Source organism: Mechercharimyces sp. CAU 1602 (genome assembly GCF_024753565.1).
Taxonomy (GTDB): Bacteria; Bacillota; Bacilli; order Thermoactinomycetales; family JANTPT01; genus Mechercharimyces.
Map to the genome: position 1 here is coordinate 745,136 of NZ_JANTPT010000001.1, position 17,331 is coordinate 762,466.

The following is a 17,331-nucleotide window of genomic DNA, read 5'->3' on the forward strand; positions in this document are numbered from 1 at the left end:
TATTCATCCTCCCTCGTGTAGTGTACGTGACTACTGCCCTACTTTTACATGTTCTTTCAACAGGTTGCGTGCGATGATAACACGCTGAATTTCATCGGTTCCGTCGTATATACGCCATAGTCTTGCTTCGCGATACCAGCGTTCGATAGGCAGTTCCTTCGTATATCCCATCCCACCGTGGATTTGTAAAACTCGATCGACAACACGATTCCCCATATTGGATCCATATAGCTTGGCGATAGAGGCGAGGTGGCGATTATCTTCTCCTTGATCCAGGGTAAAGGCGGCGTTAAGTACAAGCCATTTGGCGGCTTCGATCTCGACAGCTGAATCAGCGATCATAAATTGGATTGCCTGTCGCTCGGCAATTGGCTTGCCAAAGGTATTTCGCTTTTTGGCATAATCTATAGCCATAGCCAGTAGACGCTCTGCCGCTCCAATCGCACGAGCGCCGACGATCCAGCGTGCAAATCCGATCCATTCTAAGCCGAGATCATATCCACGGTCTACCTCGCCTAGTACGTTTTCATGTGGCACTCGCACCTGGTCAAAGATAAGGGAGGCAGGTCCCCAATCACCCATTGTATCGATGTATTCGGAGCGCCAACCCATTGTACGATCTACGATAAAACAAGTGATTCCATCCCGAGGATTTGCTTCTTTTTTCTCTTTGTCCGTTACCGCGATCACCATGACAAAGTCGGCTTCATTGCCACCGGTGATAAAGGTTTTTTCACCGTGTAAGATCCATTCATCTCCATCTCTAACCGCACTCATCTTGATATTACGCGTATCTGAACCCGCATCGGGCTCGGTCATAGCAAAACATGATTTTTTCTCGCCGCGTATGGTCGGTAAGAGGTATTTTTCTTTTTGGGCTTCGTTGGCATAGTAGAGGATATTATCGGCATATCCACCAAAGCGGAAGGGGACGAAGGTTTTGGATACTTCCATCAACACGATGGCGAGCATCATATTGCCAAGATTGGCTCCCCCGTACTCTTCAGGGGTACTAATCCCCCAAAAGCCCGCCTTTTTTGCTTTTAGTTGGAGGTCTTCTATAGTACCTGCAGATAAGCTGGGCTTGCCTTCGCGTTCGTTTCGCAATACTTCTGCCTCAAGTGGCATCAATTCACGTTCTACGAACTTACGAATGGTTTTTTGCACCATGCGCTGTTCATCAGTTAAGCGTAAATGCATACGGTGTGCACCCCTTTTAGCGTGGATGTGATTCTATAAAGAACTTACTTAACAGCCAACAGCTCTTTTAGTTTACGTTTGAGGATTTTTCCCACATCGCTTTTTGGCATCTCTGTAAGAAACGTTACGCTGGTGGGTACTTTGTAGGTAGCAAGGTGCTCTCGGCAGTATGAGATGCACGGTTCCTCTGATAAGGATGCATCTTCTTTTAAGACGATTACAGCATGTACTGTTTCCCCACGATAGGAATCAGGGATACCAATTACAGCAGCTTCAAAAATGGCGGGGTGGCGGTATAGTACATCTTCTACTTCAATTGGATATACATTGTAACCGCTGGCGATGATAAGTTCTTTTTTTCGGCCGACGATATAAAAGTATCCATCTTCATCCATCTTGGCTAAATCACCAGTGTATAGCCATCCGTTGCGCAAAGCTTTGGCTGTCTCCTCTGGTTGATTCCAGTATCCCTTCATTACTTGCGGTCCCTGAATGATTAGCTCTCCCACTTCCCCCTGTGGAAGCTCCCGTTCTCCTGTAGTAGCATCCACTATTTTGGCATCGGTGCTGGCGATGGGGAATCCAATGCTCCCTGCTTTTTGCAAGCCGATGACTGGGTTACGGTGGGTGACAGGGGAGGCTTCGGATAAACCATATCCTTCCGCAATATCCGCTTTGCTTAGCTGATTAAAGCGTTCTAACACCTCTAATGGCAAAGGAGCTGAACCGCTAGTACATAAGGTAAAGCAACTTAGGTCAAACGGTTTTTGGCTGTAGCGATGCAATAGTGCAATATACATCGTAGGAGCTCCGGGAAAAGCGGTGGGCTGTACTTTTTCGATTAATTCAATGACATGTTCAACGTCAAATTTGGGGACGAGGATCATATTCCCGCCATTATAGAAGGTGAGGATCATCGCTCCTGTCATGCCATAGATGTGAAAGAGAGGTGCGATTGTTAAAACGCGTTCCTCTCCTTTCTTTATCTTGATTTCTGAAGTGGCGGCACTTTGGATGGCATTTGCAACAATATTATAATGTGTTAACATTGCCCCTTTGGGACGACCTGTCGTGCCTCCTGTATATTGAATGACGGCCACATCTTCTTTAGGGAAGATAGGGACAGGTGTAAAGGAGTATTCCTCGTTAGACTGATGGAGGAGCTGATCAAACGTGCATGCTTGGCTAAAAGAGACATCGATGGTATGAGAAACAGAGGATTGATCAATGATGGAATCTGTCAGAGGAAGGAGCGTATCGAGTACGATCAGAAAAGAGGTTTCGCTATCTTGTAGGACATGTAGTAACTCGTTAGGCTTGTACATGGGACTTAGTTGCACAATCGTGGCTCCACATTGAAGTGCGGCATAGTAACTAATTGGATACTGTGGGCAATTGGGTAACATGATACCGACACGATCGCCTTTTTTAATCCCCATCTGCTGGAGTGCGCGGGCAAATTGTGCGATCGCTTGTGATAATTGGCGATAGGTATACGTTTGATGGTAAAAAGTGATAGCGGTATGATCAGCATAAGTATGCAAGGACTGCTGCAAAAGTTCAGGTATTGTAAGGAGAGGGACATCGACAGAGGCGGGCACACCTGCGGGAATATGCTGGGACCAAGGTCGCTTCATTACTAGTTTCCTCCTTTGTGATTTGAGGTGAAGAGCTAGCATCAGCGGTAACCATTCTAGCTGTCTGTTACAACGAGAAAGTCTATCTTTGCCTAATATTCAAACTTTTAATCTGAGAGCAGTAAGCGATACATACGGTAGTGATTATATTTCTTTTTTCTTGGTTGTTTGTCAGATTTCGCTCTGGAAAAATGAGCGAATATCGATTATGATAATTGTAATCGCTTACAATTGTTGCAATCAAATGAATACTTACTCATGATATCAGTATACGATATTTTTTTCTTTTGTTCAATATGAGGGAGGGAGAGGGTAACATGAGAGAACAGTTTGTAACGATGAGTGGAGAAGGATGGAAGCAGAATTCGTTTCCTTATCGCTTATACCGTAAAGCGAAAAAGTTGGGGGTGTGGGATCCGGAAGATATTGATTTTACCCAAGACCGCCGCGATTGGGATCAACTAGATGAACGGAAAAGATGGGAGATCATGCAACTAATTTCTCAATTTCAAGCTGGAGAGGAAGCGGTTACTCTTGATTTGCTACCTCTTATCATGGTAATTGCCAAAGAAGGTCGTTTGGATGAAGAGATGTATTTAACCACATTTCTTTTCGAAGAGGCAAAGCATACAGAGTTTTTCCGCCACTTTCTTAATCAGATGGGAGAAAACGGGGATCTTACCGTCTATCATACAGATACGTATAAGCAGATATTCCAAGAAATCTTACCTACGGCGATGACTCGTTTGGAACATGATCATTCCCGGGTAGCGCTGGTTGAAGCGGCTACCGTTTACAATCTCTTTGTCGAGGGTGTTTTGGCTGAAACAGGATACTATTCTTTTCACACGACACTGGAGAAAGAGGGAATTATGCCTGGATTATTGCAAGGGATTGCCCTCTTAAAGAAAGACGAAGCACGTCATATTAGTTATGGTACTTATCTGCTCCAGCGGTGTATTGCCGAAGATGACAGTTTATACGATGTAGTGATGCAGAAGATGGAAGAACTTATTCCGTATGCGATAAAGATGCAGCATGAAAGCATCAAAGAAAAGCCTGTCAGTGCTTTTGGTACGACCAATGACTTGTATAACCAATTTATGATGAAGCAAGCTCACGTGCGAATGGAAGTGTTGAAACGTGCCCGGGGCAAATCTTTAGATGAAGTTTATCGATATGATGAAGAAGAAGCAGGAACGGTTTTGTAGCTTTCACTGAACGTGAATGGAGGTTTTTTAAATGGGAGTAGATTACCATGCTTTTCACGTACGTACTTCTCTTCACAATGGGGCAGGAGTGCGTGCAATGATTCCAGACCTCTTTCGGGGACTAAGGGGAAAGCGGATTGCATTGTTTAGCGATCAGGGGTTGAAAAAGGCAGGGGTTGTAGAACGAGTCGAAGAGGTTTTCTCTGCGCAGGATACTGAGGCACCAGAGATTGTAGGTACTTTTTTCGAGCTGACTCAGGATGCAACGAGTTCATCAGTTAATGAAGCAACCAGATTTGCACGTGATGTGAGAGCAGATGCGCTCCTCGCCGTGGGTGGTGGAAGTGTGATGGATGCGGTAAAAGGGGTGAAATATAGTCTTGCTTACGAATTAGAAGATATTAAAGATGTGTTAACGAGAGGGTTACATGTAGAGCGATGGCCGGAGGCACGATCCCTAACCATTCCTCATCTGTCTGTACCCACCACAGCAGGTACAGGTTCGGAGGTTTCACCTATCTCTGTTATCTTCAATGAAGAGAAGCGCTTAAAAACAAATCTTGTTCACCCAGATCTAGCTTCAGATATGGCAGTGTTAGATCCCGAACTATCAATGGGTCTACCCCCATTCATCACTGCGTTCACTGGCTTTGATGCGTTGACACACGCTATCGAAGCACTTGCTTCACCCCAACTCAACTCGTACAGTGATGCCCTCGCTTTGCAGGCGATTCGATTGATAGAATGTCATCTTCCCCGTGTGGTAGCAGACGGGGAAGACATGGAGTCCCGCATGGAAATGTTAGCTGCCAGTGCGATGGCGATCACGGCATTTAGCCTCACACTGGCAGCCATTCCTGTTCATAATTTTGCTCATGCATGTGGAGCGTTGTACCGCACTCCGCACGGATTAGCAAATGCTTTATTTTTGCCAGCAGTGATGAAGGCGTTACCTGAATTATATCTTCCTAAGATCGACGCACTCGCCACCGCATTGCAGGTTGATACGAAGAATAAAGAGAAAGAAGCATGTTTAGATGCTGTCATTGATAAAATCGAGCAAATGCGCACAGATATAGGTTTACCCTCTCATTTGAATACGAGTGAGGTGCGAGGAGAAGAGGTCACAGCAGAGGATGATATGGCCCAGTTGGTAACAGCGGTGCAACAGGATCCGCTAGGGCGAATGTTTCCTCTAGCAGAAGAAACGATTTGCACAATTGCCGAGCAGGTTCAGGGAGTGAAAGTAGAGGAGAGAGCGTAAACAACTTATAGATTGGAATTAAAGTCCTCTTTCATCAGGAGATATACTGATGAAAGAGGATTATTTATTGGGAAGAGGGCAGCCGACACCTAATTGTAATAGATTGATACGTCTAGATGAAAGGAGCATGTGGTACACTAAAAAAAATAAAGAGATAAAGTGAGGTGCATATTACGTATGGTAGAAAAACCTAAAGGACTACAAAATACATCGACGGCAACGAAAGTGATCATCGGACTCTCTCTTTTGATTAATGCTATTATTGCCCTCTTTTTTGTGATGCCAAAGACGGACCAATTTAACCATCTGGACTTAACTTTCTTACCTATGATGAATGCAATCTTCAATAGCTTCACCTTCGTTTTTTTGGTAGTAGCGCTTATAATGATCAAACAGAAAAATATTATGTGGCATCGTCGCTTTATATTGGCGGCATTTACATCGACCTCTTTTTTCTTAGTCACGTACCTGATCTATCACGGTCTGGCTGAATCCACTTCTTTTGGTGGTGAGGGTCCCATTCGGTATGTATACTTTATCTTATTGATCACGCATATTTTTTTAGCGGCCATCATCGTTCCGCTAGCCCTCTTCTCTATCTACTTCGGCTGGAAAATGGATGTTCCACGCCATCGTAAGATCGCACGCTGGACTATGCCGATCTGGCTGTATGTAAGCATAAGCGGGCCGATTGTCTATTTGATGATTTCGCCCTACTATTAAGCAGAGTGTTCAGTAGCAAAACCGTCTACGAAAGATTGTGTAGGCGGTTTTTAGATCAGACCAGCTAGTGTAGAGGTGTAGTTATCGGAATTATTAGTATATATAAACTCACTTTATTTGCATAAAAAAATAAAAGTTAATTTGGCGACGGTATGATAGATACAAAGGATTCACTAATGAGTAGGGAGAATCAATGAAGAAAGGGGAGGGTATGATGAGCGAACAACGACCTGAGCATTGGGATTCTATGTATGATAGTGGAGAGTACTTACAGCGATGGGATTATACATATCCCTCGCAGGAGTTGGTCAGTTTTATTGCTACAGGACTTTTGCCAACCGATGCGATGGCGCTTGATGTGGGATGTGGAGCGGGAAGGGAGGCGATTTTTCTCGCACAGCAAGGGTTTAATGTGACTGGCATAGATATGAGTGAGAAAGCAATTGCGATCGCAAAATCTAGAGCAGTGGAACAGGGGGTAAACGTTGATTTTCATTGTGGCAACGTATTAAAGATGTCTGAGGATAACCACTCATTTGATTTTGTGAACGATCGGGGTTGTTTTCACTTAATCGGTTCAGAGGATCGTCCTTATTATGTAAAAGAGATGGTACGTGTATTAAAGCCAGGGGGACGGATCTTATTGCGGGGATGCCGTGAAAAACCGACATGGGATAATTCGTTTGTTCCCGTAACTTTAAACGTCATACAAGAATTTTTTAACCCCTTTTTCTCATCTGGACCAGTTCTTCCCCTTCAGATGATTTCTAATGCAGCAGGGGTCGGCTTAGATGGTAACCTGGTCGTCCTGCAGAGAAGGGATTGAATGACGGGGATATCGCTTACACTAGATGATATATGGGATTTCTTTAGCTTGGATAAGTAGAGGGGAAATCATTTAGAATGGGGGTAGTAAAATGGACTTTGAGCCAATAGATCCCAAGGCACAGTCACAGTACCGTTCATTACTAAAGCAATCGTTTAATTTTCCAGACGATTATATTGAACCATGGTTTGAATGGTTAAATACCACCCAAATGCGTGGAGTATACCGTGACCATCAACTGGTGGGAGGGCTTAGTTGGATTAAGATAGGTCAATGGTACGGTGGAAGAGTGGTTCCAGCTAGTGGAATTTCAGCAGTAGCCGTTACCCCAGAGGGAAGAGGCGAAGGGGTAGCCACTGTTTTACTGCGGGAGTGTATTACTGAACTTTATGAAGAAGGCTTTCCGCTCGCAATACTATATCCTACGACAGTTCCTCTTTACCGGAAAGCTGGGTTTGAATTGGCAGGGATGCGACTGCAGTATCATTTATCTTTATTTGAACTCCAGTTGTTACAGTCAAGTGAGATGGAGGTTGTGAAGGTTCCGATTGGCTATGATGAAAAAATTGATGTTTTTTATCGCGCACAAGCGAGGTCACATGGGGGATTACTAGATCGTACGAAACAGATGTGGGAGAAGCTATATTTGTTGCCAGAAAACGATCTCCATCTATATCGAATTGAAAACAATGGGAATACAGAGGGATATGTATGTTTAATGCAAACTCCAGGAAATGAGAGCATCATGATTAGAGACTGGTTTGCGTCATCACCTGCAGCGACAGCTCGTATTTTACAGCTGATTAAAGGTCACGCCCCTATGTTTACGGAGCTGACTTGGCGAGGAGGGCCACAGGATTCTTTCTTATCCTCTCTTTCCGATCCGGCAGGTGCGAAAATCTCCTCTTATCAGGAATGGATGGCGCGTATCGTAGACGTGGAAAAAGCATTTAGCATGCGTGGCTTTCCACATGGTCGGGCGACGACTCTTCACTTTGAGATTAAGGATCCTTGGGTCGAGGCTAATTGTGGCCGCTTTATTTTAACTGTTTCGAATGAAGGAGATGTGTCGGTGGAGCGCGGGGGAGAAGGTACATTGAGAATCGATATTAAAGGAGTAGCATCTTTATATACAAGTCACCGCACGGCACATCAGCTTCAAAGAGAAGGATTGTTACATACAGAAGACGAGGATAGCTTATCAGAGGTAACTATGCTATTTGCTGGTCCTAATCCGTGGATGACAGATATTTTTTAGGAGGAGTATCGATGGATGAACAAGCTTTTCAACAAGCGATCCACTTACATGTAGTCGGAAGATATAAGGAAGCTCAACGGGAGTATGAAGCACTACTAGTTGATGATCCCCATGATGCACTCTTACATTATCGCATGGCATGGGTGTGCGATAATCTAGGTGAGGAAAGTAGGGCGGTTCCCCATTATGAACGCGCTTTGGAAGGTAGATTGAGTGGGGAGGATCGGGAAGGAGCATTTATAGGCTTGGGGAGCACGTACCGTTGTTTAGGTGACTACGAGCGAGCTGAACAGCTTTTGCGACAGGGAATAAGGGAGTTCCCCCACAATAATGCACTATATACCTTTCCTGGCCTCACATTACACAATCAAGGGAGAAGCAGCGAAGGAATAAAGATTTTATTGGAAATTCTGGCCGAAACCAGTCAGGATGAAAATATACTCACTTACAAAAAAGCGATTCTCTTTTACTCTGATAAACTAGAGCAGGTTTGGTAGGGAGAGTTGCCTTTTCTTTCATTCATAAGAACGGTATAATAGGAATGAAAGCGGATGCAATTGATTTATTTTAATGAATGATGTCTCATTCATAATGGTTAAGAACTTTTTAATTATAGGAAGAGGAGTGGATCAAATGAAAGGTAAAACAGTCATTGTAACCGGTGGTAGTAATGGCATGGGGAAAGGCATGGCGGCCCGTTTTTGTCAAGAAGGCGCCAACGTGGTTATTATTGGCCGCGATGTTGAGAAACTAGAAAACACAAAAAAAGAAATCGAAACATTTGAAGGTCAAGTGCTTCCTATCTCTATGGATGTTCGGAATTTAGAGCAAGTTGAAGACATGGTGAAAAAGACGAAAGAGACTTTTGGTCAAATTGATCATCTCGTTAATAATGCTGCAGGCAACTTCCTTGTTAATGCGGAAGATTTATCCGTCAACGGTTGGAAATCGGTCATCGATATTGTACTTAATGGTACGTGGTACTGTACCCAAACTGTAGGGAAAGAATGGATTAAAGATGGACATAAGGGTTCCATCGTTAATATTGTAACTACGTATACGCAAACCGGTGCAGCTGGCGTTATTCACTCGGCATCTGCCAAAGCAGGTGTAGTAGCGATGGCACGTACGCTGGCAGTCGAGTGGGGAGAGCGCTATGGCATCCGCGTCAACTGTATCGCTCCGGGTCCTATCGAGGATACGGGTGGAACCGATAAGTTGATCCTCTCGGAGAAAATGCATAAGATGGCATTGCAAAGTGTACCGTTGAAGCGCTTTGGTCGCCTCGATGAGATTGCTAGTCTAGCTAAATTTTTGCTTTCCGAAGAATCGGGCTATATCAACGGCGATGTCATCACGATTGATGGAGGTCAATCGTTGAACGGTTCTCGCTTTATGTAATCTAAGCTAAGATAACCTAACAGGGTGCTTTCCAATTTAGGAGAGCACCTTTTTTGATGTCCTAGTGTATAAATTGTGATAAGAATGGGGTACCCTCCTCTGGGGAAGAGTAGTAGACAGTGAAAGAGAAAGGGGTGGATGAGATGTCTGAGGGCGTGATGTGGATGATTGTTGGCGTTGTAATTTTGACTACGATCCCACTATTCGTATTAGGATGGGCGGCGCAAAGACGACGACAAAAACAATAGTATAAGAGAAAATATCCGCACTTCTGATCATCATTTGTGTCAATCACGGGGGGAAGTTACAATATAGAGAAGATGAACGATGAGGTGGGGATGAAGATGAAGAGTGAATGGCGCTTTATCGTGAGTGGACCGCAATCAGGAGCGGAAAATATGGCAGTAGATGAAGCGATTCTAACAGCTAGTAGTGAAGGAATGGCTCCACCTACGATTCGGTTTTATGAGTGGGATCCAGCAGCAGTTTCGATCGGCTACTTCCAGCGAGTGCAAGAAGAACTCGATATCGAGAAGATTTATAAGAACAAGTTAGGGCTGGTGCGCAGAGCGACGGGGGGGCGTGCTATCCTCCACCAGCGGGAATTAACCTATAGTGTGATTTTATCGGAACAGTATCCTGGGATGCCTACTTCTGTTACCGATTCGTATCGAGTGATTAGTAGAGGATTGATGGAGGGGTTTCGAAACCTTGGCTTATCTGCAGAGATGACAGCTCCGCTGGCAGGTAAATTGAGAACAGAGACAGCAGCCTGCTTTGATACCCCTTCTTCATATGAACTTGTAGTGGAGGGACGTAAAGTCGCAGGTAGTGCACAAACACGACAGCGCGGTATTATTTTGCAACATGGTTCTATTCCATTAGATTTAGATGTAGAGATGTTATTTGAAGTATTGCGTTTTGCTTCCGTAGAAGAGAAGCAAAAAATGAAAGAAGCTTTTTTATCAAAAGCAGTTGCGATAGAACAGCTGAGTAAGCGGACGGTAACGATGGATGAGATGATTTTGGCATTTCAAAAAGGGTTTGCGAAAGGGTTAGATATAACGTTGGTTCCAGGGGCGTTAACTGCTTATGAACAAGAACTGGCAAAACAATTAAGTTATTCTCGGTATAATACAGATGAATGGAATCTGCGCCGCTAACAAACGAGATTTCTAGTAGGAACTACTTATATCCGAAATTACATAAACAAGGAATCAACTGCTGTTAATCGTACCTAGTTTCTATTGTGTGGGATATGTCGAAACTTCTTGATTTTTATCGATAAGAAGAGTACGATAAAGACAAAATCCTAGTAATCAGAACGCTATTTTTATAGGAGTGCTGATCGATAGGGGAAGTTGTAGAGTTTGGTTGGGGAGGGAATATGTTGGAAGAAAAGCAATATCAGTCTGGTAGTCAGATAGGAAACTATACGGTAGAAGACGAAATTATGTTTTTCTCTGGGCAGTTATTGCGGGCTTCGGATACCGATGGATCGCAGGTCTATTTGCAGGAAATTTCACTTCCCCGGTCTTTACCAAAAGACTTTAAAGAGATGCTCTTGCATATGAAACACCCCCATCTGGCTCCTGTTATTCAAGTGCTTGAAGAGTCGGATCGGATGATCTTGGTTCACCCTCCTTTAAAAGGGAATCCTCTTCCGCTGTTTATGAGAGAAGAAGGTCCGCTAGAGCCAGAAAAGGCATTGCGCTTTGCGCAAAGATTGACATACACTATGATGGATTTAACACGGATTTCATTACCGTTTTATACCACTCTGGATCCGCGCAATATTATTATAGACAATGATTGCCCTTATATCATTTTTTATGGGGATGCGACCTACGGCCATCGTGAACCAAATAATAAATGGAAGATGGAGCCGGATGAGAAGTGGCGTTCTTTGCTCTTTTATCTACTCACTGGGAAACAGCCTAGTAGTGTGAAGGATAAGAAACAAGAGTTGAGCAAGCATAAAATGCCACAATCGATACACGAGCTTGCCCTGGATTCGTTAATTGAAAAAAATTCGATCTATGCTATCTTACGACGTATGGATGGATTGGTAAATAAAAAAGGGATTTCTCCTTCCTTACCGAAGATGGCGAAACTACCCATTCTAGCTGAAACAACGAGGAAAGAAAAAAGTTGGATTCTCATCGGTGCGACGATTATGACAGCTATCTTTGCACTGGGACTGATTCTATTTTTATTTTCTTCTAGCTCCTCTCCGTCTACAGGAGAAGTAACTTCTTCTGAGCTAATCCAAGCAGCAAGCCCTAAGCAGGGAGAGACCAGAAAGGGCACCTCTTCTGAAGAAGGAGCATTCTTGTATACAAAGAAAGAAGAGATTAAGGGCGCTACCAGTATTAATGTCCCACTTAAGCTAAATGATGTTACGCCAGTGACGATTCAACTAAAGGGAGCAAATGAATCTACTACATATGGATTGCGTGTGGATGAAATGGGCGGGGTAGAGTTGTTCCGTTCGGGGGAGAATGTCACGTATACGATGGCCAATTCCGGGGAGTCCTTTGTTATGCAACCAAATACAGAGTACCAAGTGGAGCTTCTCTTTATCCCTAATGGACGATTGCGTGCTTCTATCACAGAAACCGGTAAAAAAACACGATGGTTAGCAACGGGTCCTGAGCTTCCTACAGGCAAATTTACGTTGGAAGCGATTGGGGAAAAGAAAGAGACGTCATTGGGTAAAGTGAGAACGGAGAAGATTGATCATACTCAGACAAAACTACAAGAATGGCGTTTAAATCATACTTGGGATCTCGTATCAGGAGTAGGGCTTGCTTCTGCGTACAGTATGAATTTTTATGAGCACGTGATGATTCAATCCAGTTACAAGAAGATTGATAATCAACCGATCATCTTTCGTCGCTCAGCGGGATATAGAGGCGACCCACTGCAACTATATATCGATACGGAAAAAGGGAAAGTGTATGAGCTGATCTGGTCGAGTGAAGGGGATTTGATCTTTAGCCAAATTGATGGCGATGAGAAAAAAGAGTTGGTACGACAAACAATCATGTGGGAGTGGGAACCCGGTTTGGATACTGAGTTAAAAGTGTTGACAGAAGGGACAAAAATCGGTATCGAGTTAGCACAAGGTTCCAATCGAGGTCATATTCATCCCGCTTTTATGGAAAAAATTAATATTAAAAATGTAGCGATTCAAAGTGAGTCTGAGTTAGAAATTATAAAAAAGTAATAAACAGAGGAGCACACCTGATCAGGTGTGCTCCTCTGTTTATTACTAGGATTGTGCGATAAGTTGCTCAAATGCTTGTTGTAACTGTTTTGTAATTGGCCCGGGCTTTCCTGTACCGATTTCATGACCGTTAACATGAGTGACAGGGGTAACTTCTACAGTGGTTCCCGTCAGGAAGATTTCGTCTGCGTCTCTAATCACATCGATGGCGACGGGGCGTTCGATACACTGTAATCCTTCTTGTGCGATCAGAGTAAGTGTGACAGCACGTGTGATGCCATGCAGAATAAGATTATTAGCGGGATGGGTGTAAAGAGTGCCATCTTTTACAATAAACACATTGGTCGCACTTCCCTCGGTGAGGATTCCATCACGGTGTAAGATTGCTTCTTGTGCATTGCGATCGACCGCTTCTTGTTTGGCGAGAACTGCGCCTAAAAGATTAAGACTCTTAATATCGCATCGTAACCAGCGAATATCTTCTGTCGTGATCGCATGAACGCCCTGCTTTAGAGCTTGAAGGGGACGGGGAGCTGGGATGACATAGGCGACGATGATGGGGGTAGCTTGGGCAGGAAATGGATGAGAACGGGGGGCTACTCCGCGTGACAATTGTAAGTAGATATTTCCGTCCACAAGGTTGTTTTGCTCGATTAACGCTTTGAGATGATCTTCGAGAATATCTAACCCGTATGGGAGCTCAAGACGAATTTCGTGTGCACTACGAGCAAAGCGATCAAGGTGGGCTTGCATATAAAAAGGCTTGCTGCCATACACGCGGATAACCTCATATACGCCATCACCAAATTGGTAGCCACGATCTTCAATATCGACGGGAGCGTTTTTCCGTTCAATAAGTTGATTATCAAATAAAATCATCAATAAGACCTCCAGATATCAAAAAAGTATAATGATTTGCTGATTGCTTTATTTTACACTATTTTTCATTGAAGTGCTTGCTTGTGTGTCTATGTTAAGCAAATTTGGTTTCTTATCGCAGAGAACGTGACAAATAGGAGAGGAAGAAGCGTCACATGAGTAGGAACGCCGTTGACTGGGGTCAAGTTTCATCAATCTAGGCGAACACAGATACTGCTATCCCCTAGATTGCTAAATCTTGTAATGATATAATGGTGCATAGCTATATCTAGTGATCAAACGATCCTGTTAAAAATTGAATGTCAGCTACGGTCTTATAAGATGTGGGAGGGGTAAAGGTTGAAAATAAAACGCTATTTCACACGAGTTGGAGAAGACGTCTTTCAATCTGTTCAGTATAGTAAGCGAGATTGTCGTATTACGAACCCCGATGGATCGGTCGTTTTTGAAATGAAGGGAGCAGAAATCCCGGAATCCTGGAGTCAAGTGGCTTCAGACATTATGGTTTCGAAATATTTTCGCAAGGCGGGGGTTCCTCAGCGAGATGAAGATGGAAATGTACGTGTAAATGAAGAAGGAGAACCACTGACAGGGCCTGAAACAAGTGTGCGACAAGTGATTCATCGCTTGGTGGGATGTTGGCGTGAGTGGGGTATGCAATATGGATATTTTGATGATGAAGACGATGCGCAAGCATTTTATGATGAGCTTGTATATATGTTGTTGCACCAGATGGCAGCACCCAATTCTCCACAATGGTTTAATACAGGACTAGCATATGCCTATAACATTACTGGGAAAGCACAGGGCCATTACTACGTGGATCCAGAGACGGAGAAATTACGGCAGGGAAAAGATGCCTATACACGGCCACAACCACATGCTTGTTTTATTCAATCTTTGCAAGATGATTTGGTTAATGATGGCGGTATCATGGATTTGTGGGTACGTGAAGCCCGACTCTTTAAGTACGGGAGCGGTACTGGGACCAACTTCTCTGCGATTCGTGGTAAGGGGGAGAAACTTTCAGGTGGAGGAACATCTTCCGGGCTACTTTCTTTTCTGAAGATCGGTGATCGTGCTGCTGGAGCTATCAAGTCAGGCGGGACTACACGTCGTGCTGCTAAGATGGTGACGTTGGATATTGATCACCCAGATATTGAAGACTTTATTCAATGGAAAGCGAAGGAAGAAAAGAAAGCGAGGATTTTAATTGAAGCAGGCTTCGATCCTTCGTTTAATGGTGAAGCGTATGAGACTGTTTCTGGACAAAACTCGAATAATTCGGTGCGGATTCCACACACATTTTTTACGAAGTTACAAAAGGGTGAGGAGTGGGAGTTGCGGAGGCGTACTGATGGGCAAATAGATAAAAGGATTCCAGCCGCACAATTATGGAATCAAATAGGGCAAGCCGCCTGGGAATGCGCAGATCCGGGGATACAATACGATGGAACCATTAATGAATGGCATACTACCCCAGCGGGGATGGACGGTCAATTGGGGGCACGTCACAATCGTATTAATGCATCCAACCCGTGCTCAGAGTATATGTTCCTTGATGATACAGCATGCAACCTGGCTTCGCTCAACCTGATGAAGTTTTTTAGTAGTGAGGCACGTACATTTCATGTGGAAGCATTTCAGCATGCGACACGCTTATGGACAATCGTGTTGGAGATCTCTGTTTTGATGGCGCAGTACCCTTCACAGGAAATAGCAATAAAATCATATCAATATCGAACGCTTGGTCTAGGATACGCCAATATTGGTACGTTGCTCATGGTATCAGGCATCCCGTATGATTCTAAAGAGGCGTTGGCGCTGGCCGGTGGCATTACTGCACTGATGACAGGTACATCGTATAAGACCTCGGCTGAGATGGCGGCTGAATTAGGGCCCTTTACAGCGTATAAGTCGAATCGCTCTTCTATGTTGCGCGTGATTCGAAACCATCGACGTGCGGCATATCATGCGCATGCGGAAGAATATGAGGGATTAACTGTCCAGCCTTTGGGAATCGACCCTCAGTATTGTCCAGCTGAATTGTTGGAAGCGGCTCGTACTAGCTGGGATGAAGCATTGGAATTGGGTGAAAGAGTTGGTTATCGCAATGCCCAAACCACTCTACTGGCACCCACGGGGACGATTGGACTTTTGATGGACTGTGACACAACGGGTGTGGAGCCTGACTTTGCTCTTGTTAAATTTAAGAAATTGGCAGGAGGGGGTTACTTTAAAATTGCTAATCAGTCGATCAGACCAGCACTTAAAAATCTAGGGTATAAACCTGAAGAGATCGAAGAGATTTTACACTATGTCACGGGAACACTAACATTAAAAGATGCCCCTCATATCAACCGTGATACCCTGCGATTAAAAGGGTTAACCGATGAAGAGATTAGTCGTGTTGAAGAGAAGTTGCCATCTGTTTTTGATCTGTCTTTTGCTTTTAATGTATGGTCAATTGGGAAAGAAGGATGTGAACGTCTCGGATTTTCAGCGAGCGAGTACGAAGCTTCTGATTTTCAGTTATTACGTGCACTAGGTTTTAGTAAACGAGAGATTGAAGAGGCAGGCGAAGTTATTTGTGGTCGTATGACTGTGGAAGGGGCACCACATCTGAAAAAAGATGATTATGCCGTCTTTGATACAGCTAGTCCATGTGGTAAGCACGGCAAGCGTTTTATCCACTATATGGGTCATTTGCGTATGATGGCTGCCGCACAACCTTTTTTAAGCGGTGCGATATCTAAGACCATTAATATGCCGCACTCTTCCTCTGTAGAAGAGATCTCGTATGCGTATGAAGAGGGATGGAAGCTAGGCTTAAAAGCAGTCGCTTTATATCGCGATGGTTCCAAAAGTTCACAGCCACTTAATAGTCGTCACGATGAGGAAGAGGAAGAACAGCAGGAGGAAAAGACTGAACGGGGACATGAAGCGTTGTCTATGGTTTCGCTGACGGCGGCCTCTATGTTAGAAGAAGAGATTGGCCAAGGTCATGTTGCTAGTGTGCGTCGTCGTCTCCCGCGTAAGCGCGAAGGATTTACGCAAGAGGCTCGAATTGCGGGTCAAAAAATCTTTGTCCGCACCGGGGAGTACGAAGATGGTAGCCTAGGTGAGATTTTTATCGATATGCATAAGGCGGGTAGTACGATGAGAGGAATGTTGGATGCATTTGCAGTTGCGGTCTCCCTCGGATTGCAACATGGTGTCCCGCTGGAAAAATATGTAGACTCGATGACATTTACACGGTTTGAACCAGCAGGTACTGTGGATCATCCCAATGTGAAGATGGCCACCTCTGTTATTGATTATGTTTTTCGGATGTTAGGGATGGAGTATCTGGAGAAGACTGACTTCGTGCAAATACCTCCTCGTACAGAGGAACTACGTGCATATGCGACAAAGAAAAGAGCAGCGGGTGAAAGCAATGAATGGAATTCTCCATCTGCACGAGCGGAGATGGAAAAAGCGTATCAAGAAGTGACAGGAACTGCAGCAGAGTCTGGTAATCGTGAGGCGATACGGGCTAGTAGTGGAGCTCCATTATGTATAGAGTGTGGAGGAATGACGAAGCGTAATGGATCTTGTTATGTATGTCTAGATTGTGGTGCGACAACAGGCTGTTCGTAACAAAGGAGACATGCGACGACGACGAAGACCGTACCTCGGTTGGGGACGGTCTTGTCATTCTTTT

The 17,331-nt window shown here is 44.3% G+C and carries 14 protein-coding genes; 11 read left to right on the forward strand and 3 right to left on the reverse strand.

The window, feature by feature from the left end:
• Positions 1-30: 30 nt before the first annotated feature.
• Positions 31-1,200, reverse strand: coding sequence for an acyl-CoA dehydrogenase family protein (locus NXZ84_RS03915; protein ID WP_258838971.1), 1,170 nt, complete (start codon positions 1,198-1,200; stop codon positions 31-33).
• A 44-nt stretch (positions 1,201-1,244) separates the two neighbouring features.
• Positions 1,245-2,837 carry a long-chain-fatty-acid--CoA ligase gene (locus tag NXZ84_RS03920; protein ID WP_258838972.1) on the reverse strand — a complete coding sequence of 531 codons (1,593 nt, stop codon included), beginning with the start codon at positions 2,835-2,837 and terminating at the stop codon, positions 1,245-1,247.
• Positions 2,838-3,154: 317 nt separating this feature from the next.
• Here NXZ84_RS03920 and NXZ84_RS03925 point away from each other — a divergent pair, with 317 nt between their 5' ends.
• The 10 genes from NXZ84_RS03925 to NXZ84_RS03970 all read left to right on the forward strand — a co-directional run bounded on the left by NXZ84_RS03925 (position 3,155) and on the right by NXZ84_RS03970 (position 12,749).
• Positions 3,155-4,048, forward strand: coding sequence for a R2-like ligand-binding oxidase (locus tag NXZ84_RS03925; RefSeq protein WP_258838973.1), 894 nt, complete (start codon positions 3,155-3,157; stop codon positions 4,046-4,048).
• Between the two features lie 31 nt (positions 4,049-4,079).
• The gene (locus NXZ84_RS03930) at positions 4,080-5,312 is read left to right on the forward strand and encodes an iron-containing alcohol dehydrogenase (RefSeq protein WP_258838974.1); all 1,233 of its coding nucleotides are present in this window, start codon (positions 4,080-4,082) and stop codon (positions 5,310-5,312) included.
• A gap of 177 nt (positions 5,313-5,489) precedes the next feature.
• Positions 5,490-6,035 carry a DUF420 domain-containing protein gene (locus NXZ84_RS03935; RefSeq protein WP_258838975.1) on the forward strand — a complete coding sequence of 182 codons (546 nt, stop codon included), beginning with the start codon at positions 5,490-5,492 and terminating at the stop codon, positions 6,033-6,035.
• A 214-nt stretch (positions 6,036-6,249) separates the two neighbouring features.
• Positions 6,250-6,861, forward strand: coding sequence for a class I SAM-dependent methyltransferase (locus NXZ84_RS03940; protein WP_258838976.1), 612 nt, complete (start codon positions 6,250-6,252; stop codon positions 6,859-6,861).
• A 91-nt stretch (positions 6,862-6,952) separates the two neighbouring features.
• Entirely contained in the window at positions 6,953-8,119 is a 1,167-nt protein-coding gene (locus NXZ84_RS03945; protein ID WP_258838977.1) for a GNAT family N-acetyltransferase, read from the forward strand.
• An 11-nt stretch (positions 8,120-8,130) separates the two neighbouring features.
• Positions 8,131-8,616 (forward strand): tetratricopeptide repeat protein, encoded by a 486-nt coding sequence (locus NXZ84_RS03950; RefSeq protein ID WP_258838978.1) that lies wholly within the window; start codon positions 8,131-8,133, stop codon positions 8,614-8,616.
• Positions 8,617-8,752: 136 nt separating this feature from the next.
• Positions 8,753-9,520, forward strand: coding sequence for a 2,4-dienoyl-CoA reductase (gene fadH / locus NXZ84_RS03955; RefSeq protein ID WP_258838979.1), 768 nt, complete (start codon positions 8,753-8,755; stop codon positions 9,518-9,520).
• Positions 9,521-9,639: 119 nt separating this feature from the next.
• Positions 9,640-9,768 carry a hypothetical protein gene (locus tag NXZ84_RS03960; RefSeq protein WP_258838980.1) on the forward strand — a complete coding sequence of 43 codons (129 nt, stop codon included), beginning with the start codon at positions 9,640-9,642 and terminating at the stop codon, positions 9,766-9,768.
• A 90-nt stretch (positions 9,769-9,858) separates the two neighbouring features.
• Entirely contained in the window at positions 9,859-10,683 is an 825-nt protein-coding gene (locus NXZ84_RS03965; RefSeq protein ID WP_258840327.1) for a lipoate--protein ligase family protein, read from the forward strand.
• A 227-nt stretch (positions 10,684-10,910) separates the two neighbouring features.
• Complete coding sequence (locus NXZ84_RS03970; RefSeq protein WP_258838981.1) at positions 10,911-12,749, forward strand: hypothetical protein; 1,839 nt, start codon at positions 10,911-10,913, stop codon at positions 12,747-12,749.
• Between the two features lie 45 nt (positions 12,750-12,794).
• Here NXZ84_RS03970 and dat read toward each other — a convergent pair whose 3' ends face one another.
• On the reverse strand, positions 12,795-13,628 hold the full coding sequence (dat, locus tag NXZ84_RS03975) for a D-amino-acid transaminase (protein WP_258838982.1): 834 nt from the start codon (positions 13,626-13,628) through the stop codon (positions 12,795-12,797).
• A 339-nt stretch (positions 13,629-13,967) separates the two neighbouring features.
• On the opposite strand from dat, the gene NXZ84_RS03980 reads away from it, so the two are divergent.
• Complete coding sequence (locus NXZ84_RS03980; protein WP_258838983.1) at positions 13,968-17,267, forward strand: vitamin B12-dependent ribonucleotide reductase; 3,300 nt, start codon at positions 13,968-13,970, stop codon at positions 17,265-17,267.
• The last annotated feature ends 64 nt before the right edge of the window (positions 17,268-17,331 follow it).

Excerpts from the sequence above, each read along its gene's own strand:
- NXZ84_RS03940 (WP_258838976.1), top strand. The coding sequence starts at position 6,250 with ATGAGCGAACAACGACCTGAGCATTGGGATTCTATGTATGATAGTGGA.
- NXZ84_RS03950 (WP_258838978.1), top strand. The coding sequence starts at position 8,131 with ATGGATGAACAAGCTTTTCAACAAGCGATCCACTTACATGTAGTCGGA.
- NXZ84_RS03925 (WP_258838973.1), top strand. The coding sequence starts at position 3,155 with ATGAGAGAACAGTTTGTAACGATGAGTGGAGAAGGATGGAAGCAGAAT.
- NXZ84_RS03915 (WP_258838971.1), bottom strand. The coding sequence starts at position 1,200 with ATGCATTTACGCTTAACTGATGAACAGCGCATGGTGCAAAAAACCATT.
- NXZ84_RS03930 (WP_258838974.1), top strand. The coding sequence starts at position 4,080 with ATGGGAGTAGATTACCATGCTTTTCACGTACGTACTTCTCTTCACAAT.
- NXZ84_RS03965 (WP_258840327.1), top strand. The coding sequence starts at position 9,859 with ATGAAGATGAAGAGTGAATGGCGCTTTATCGTGAGTGGACCGCAATCA.
- NXZ84_RS03935 (WP_258838975.1), top strand. The coding sequence starts at position 5,490 with ATGGTAGAAAAACCTAAAGGACTACAAAATACATCGACGGCAACGAAA.
- dat (WP_258838982.1), bottom strand. The coding sequence starts at position 13,628 with ATGATTTTATTTGATAATCAACTTATTGAACGGAAAAACGCTCCCGTC.
- NXZ84_RS03920 (WP_258838972.1), bottom strand. The coding sequence starts at position 2,837 with ATGAAGCGACCTTGGTCCCAGCATATTCCCGCAGGTGTGCCCGCCTCT.
- NXZ84_RS03945 (WP_258838977.1), top strand. The coding sequence starts at position 6,953 with ATGGACTTTGAGCCAATAGATCCCAAGGCACAGTCACAGTACCGTTCA.
- fadH (WP_258838979.1), top strand. The coding sequence starts at position 8,753 with ATGAAAGGTAAAACAGTCATTGTAACCGGTGGTAGTAATGGCATGGGG.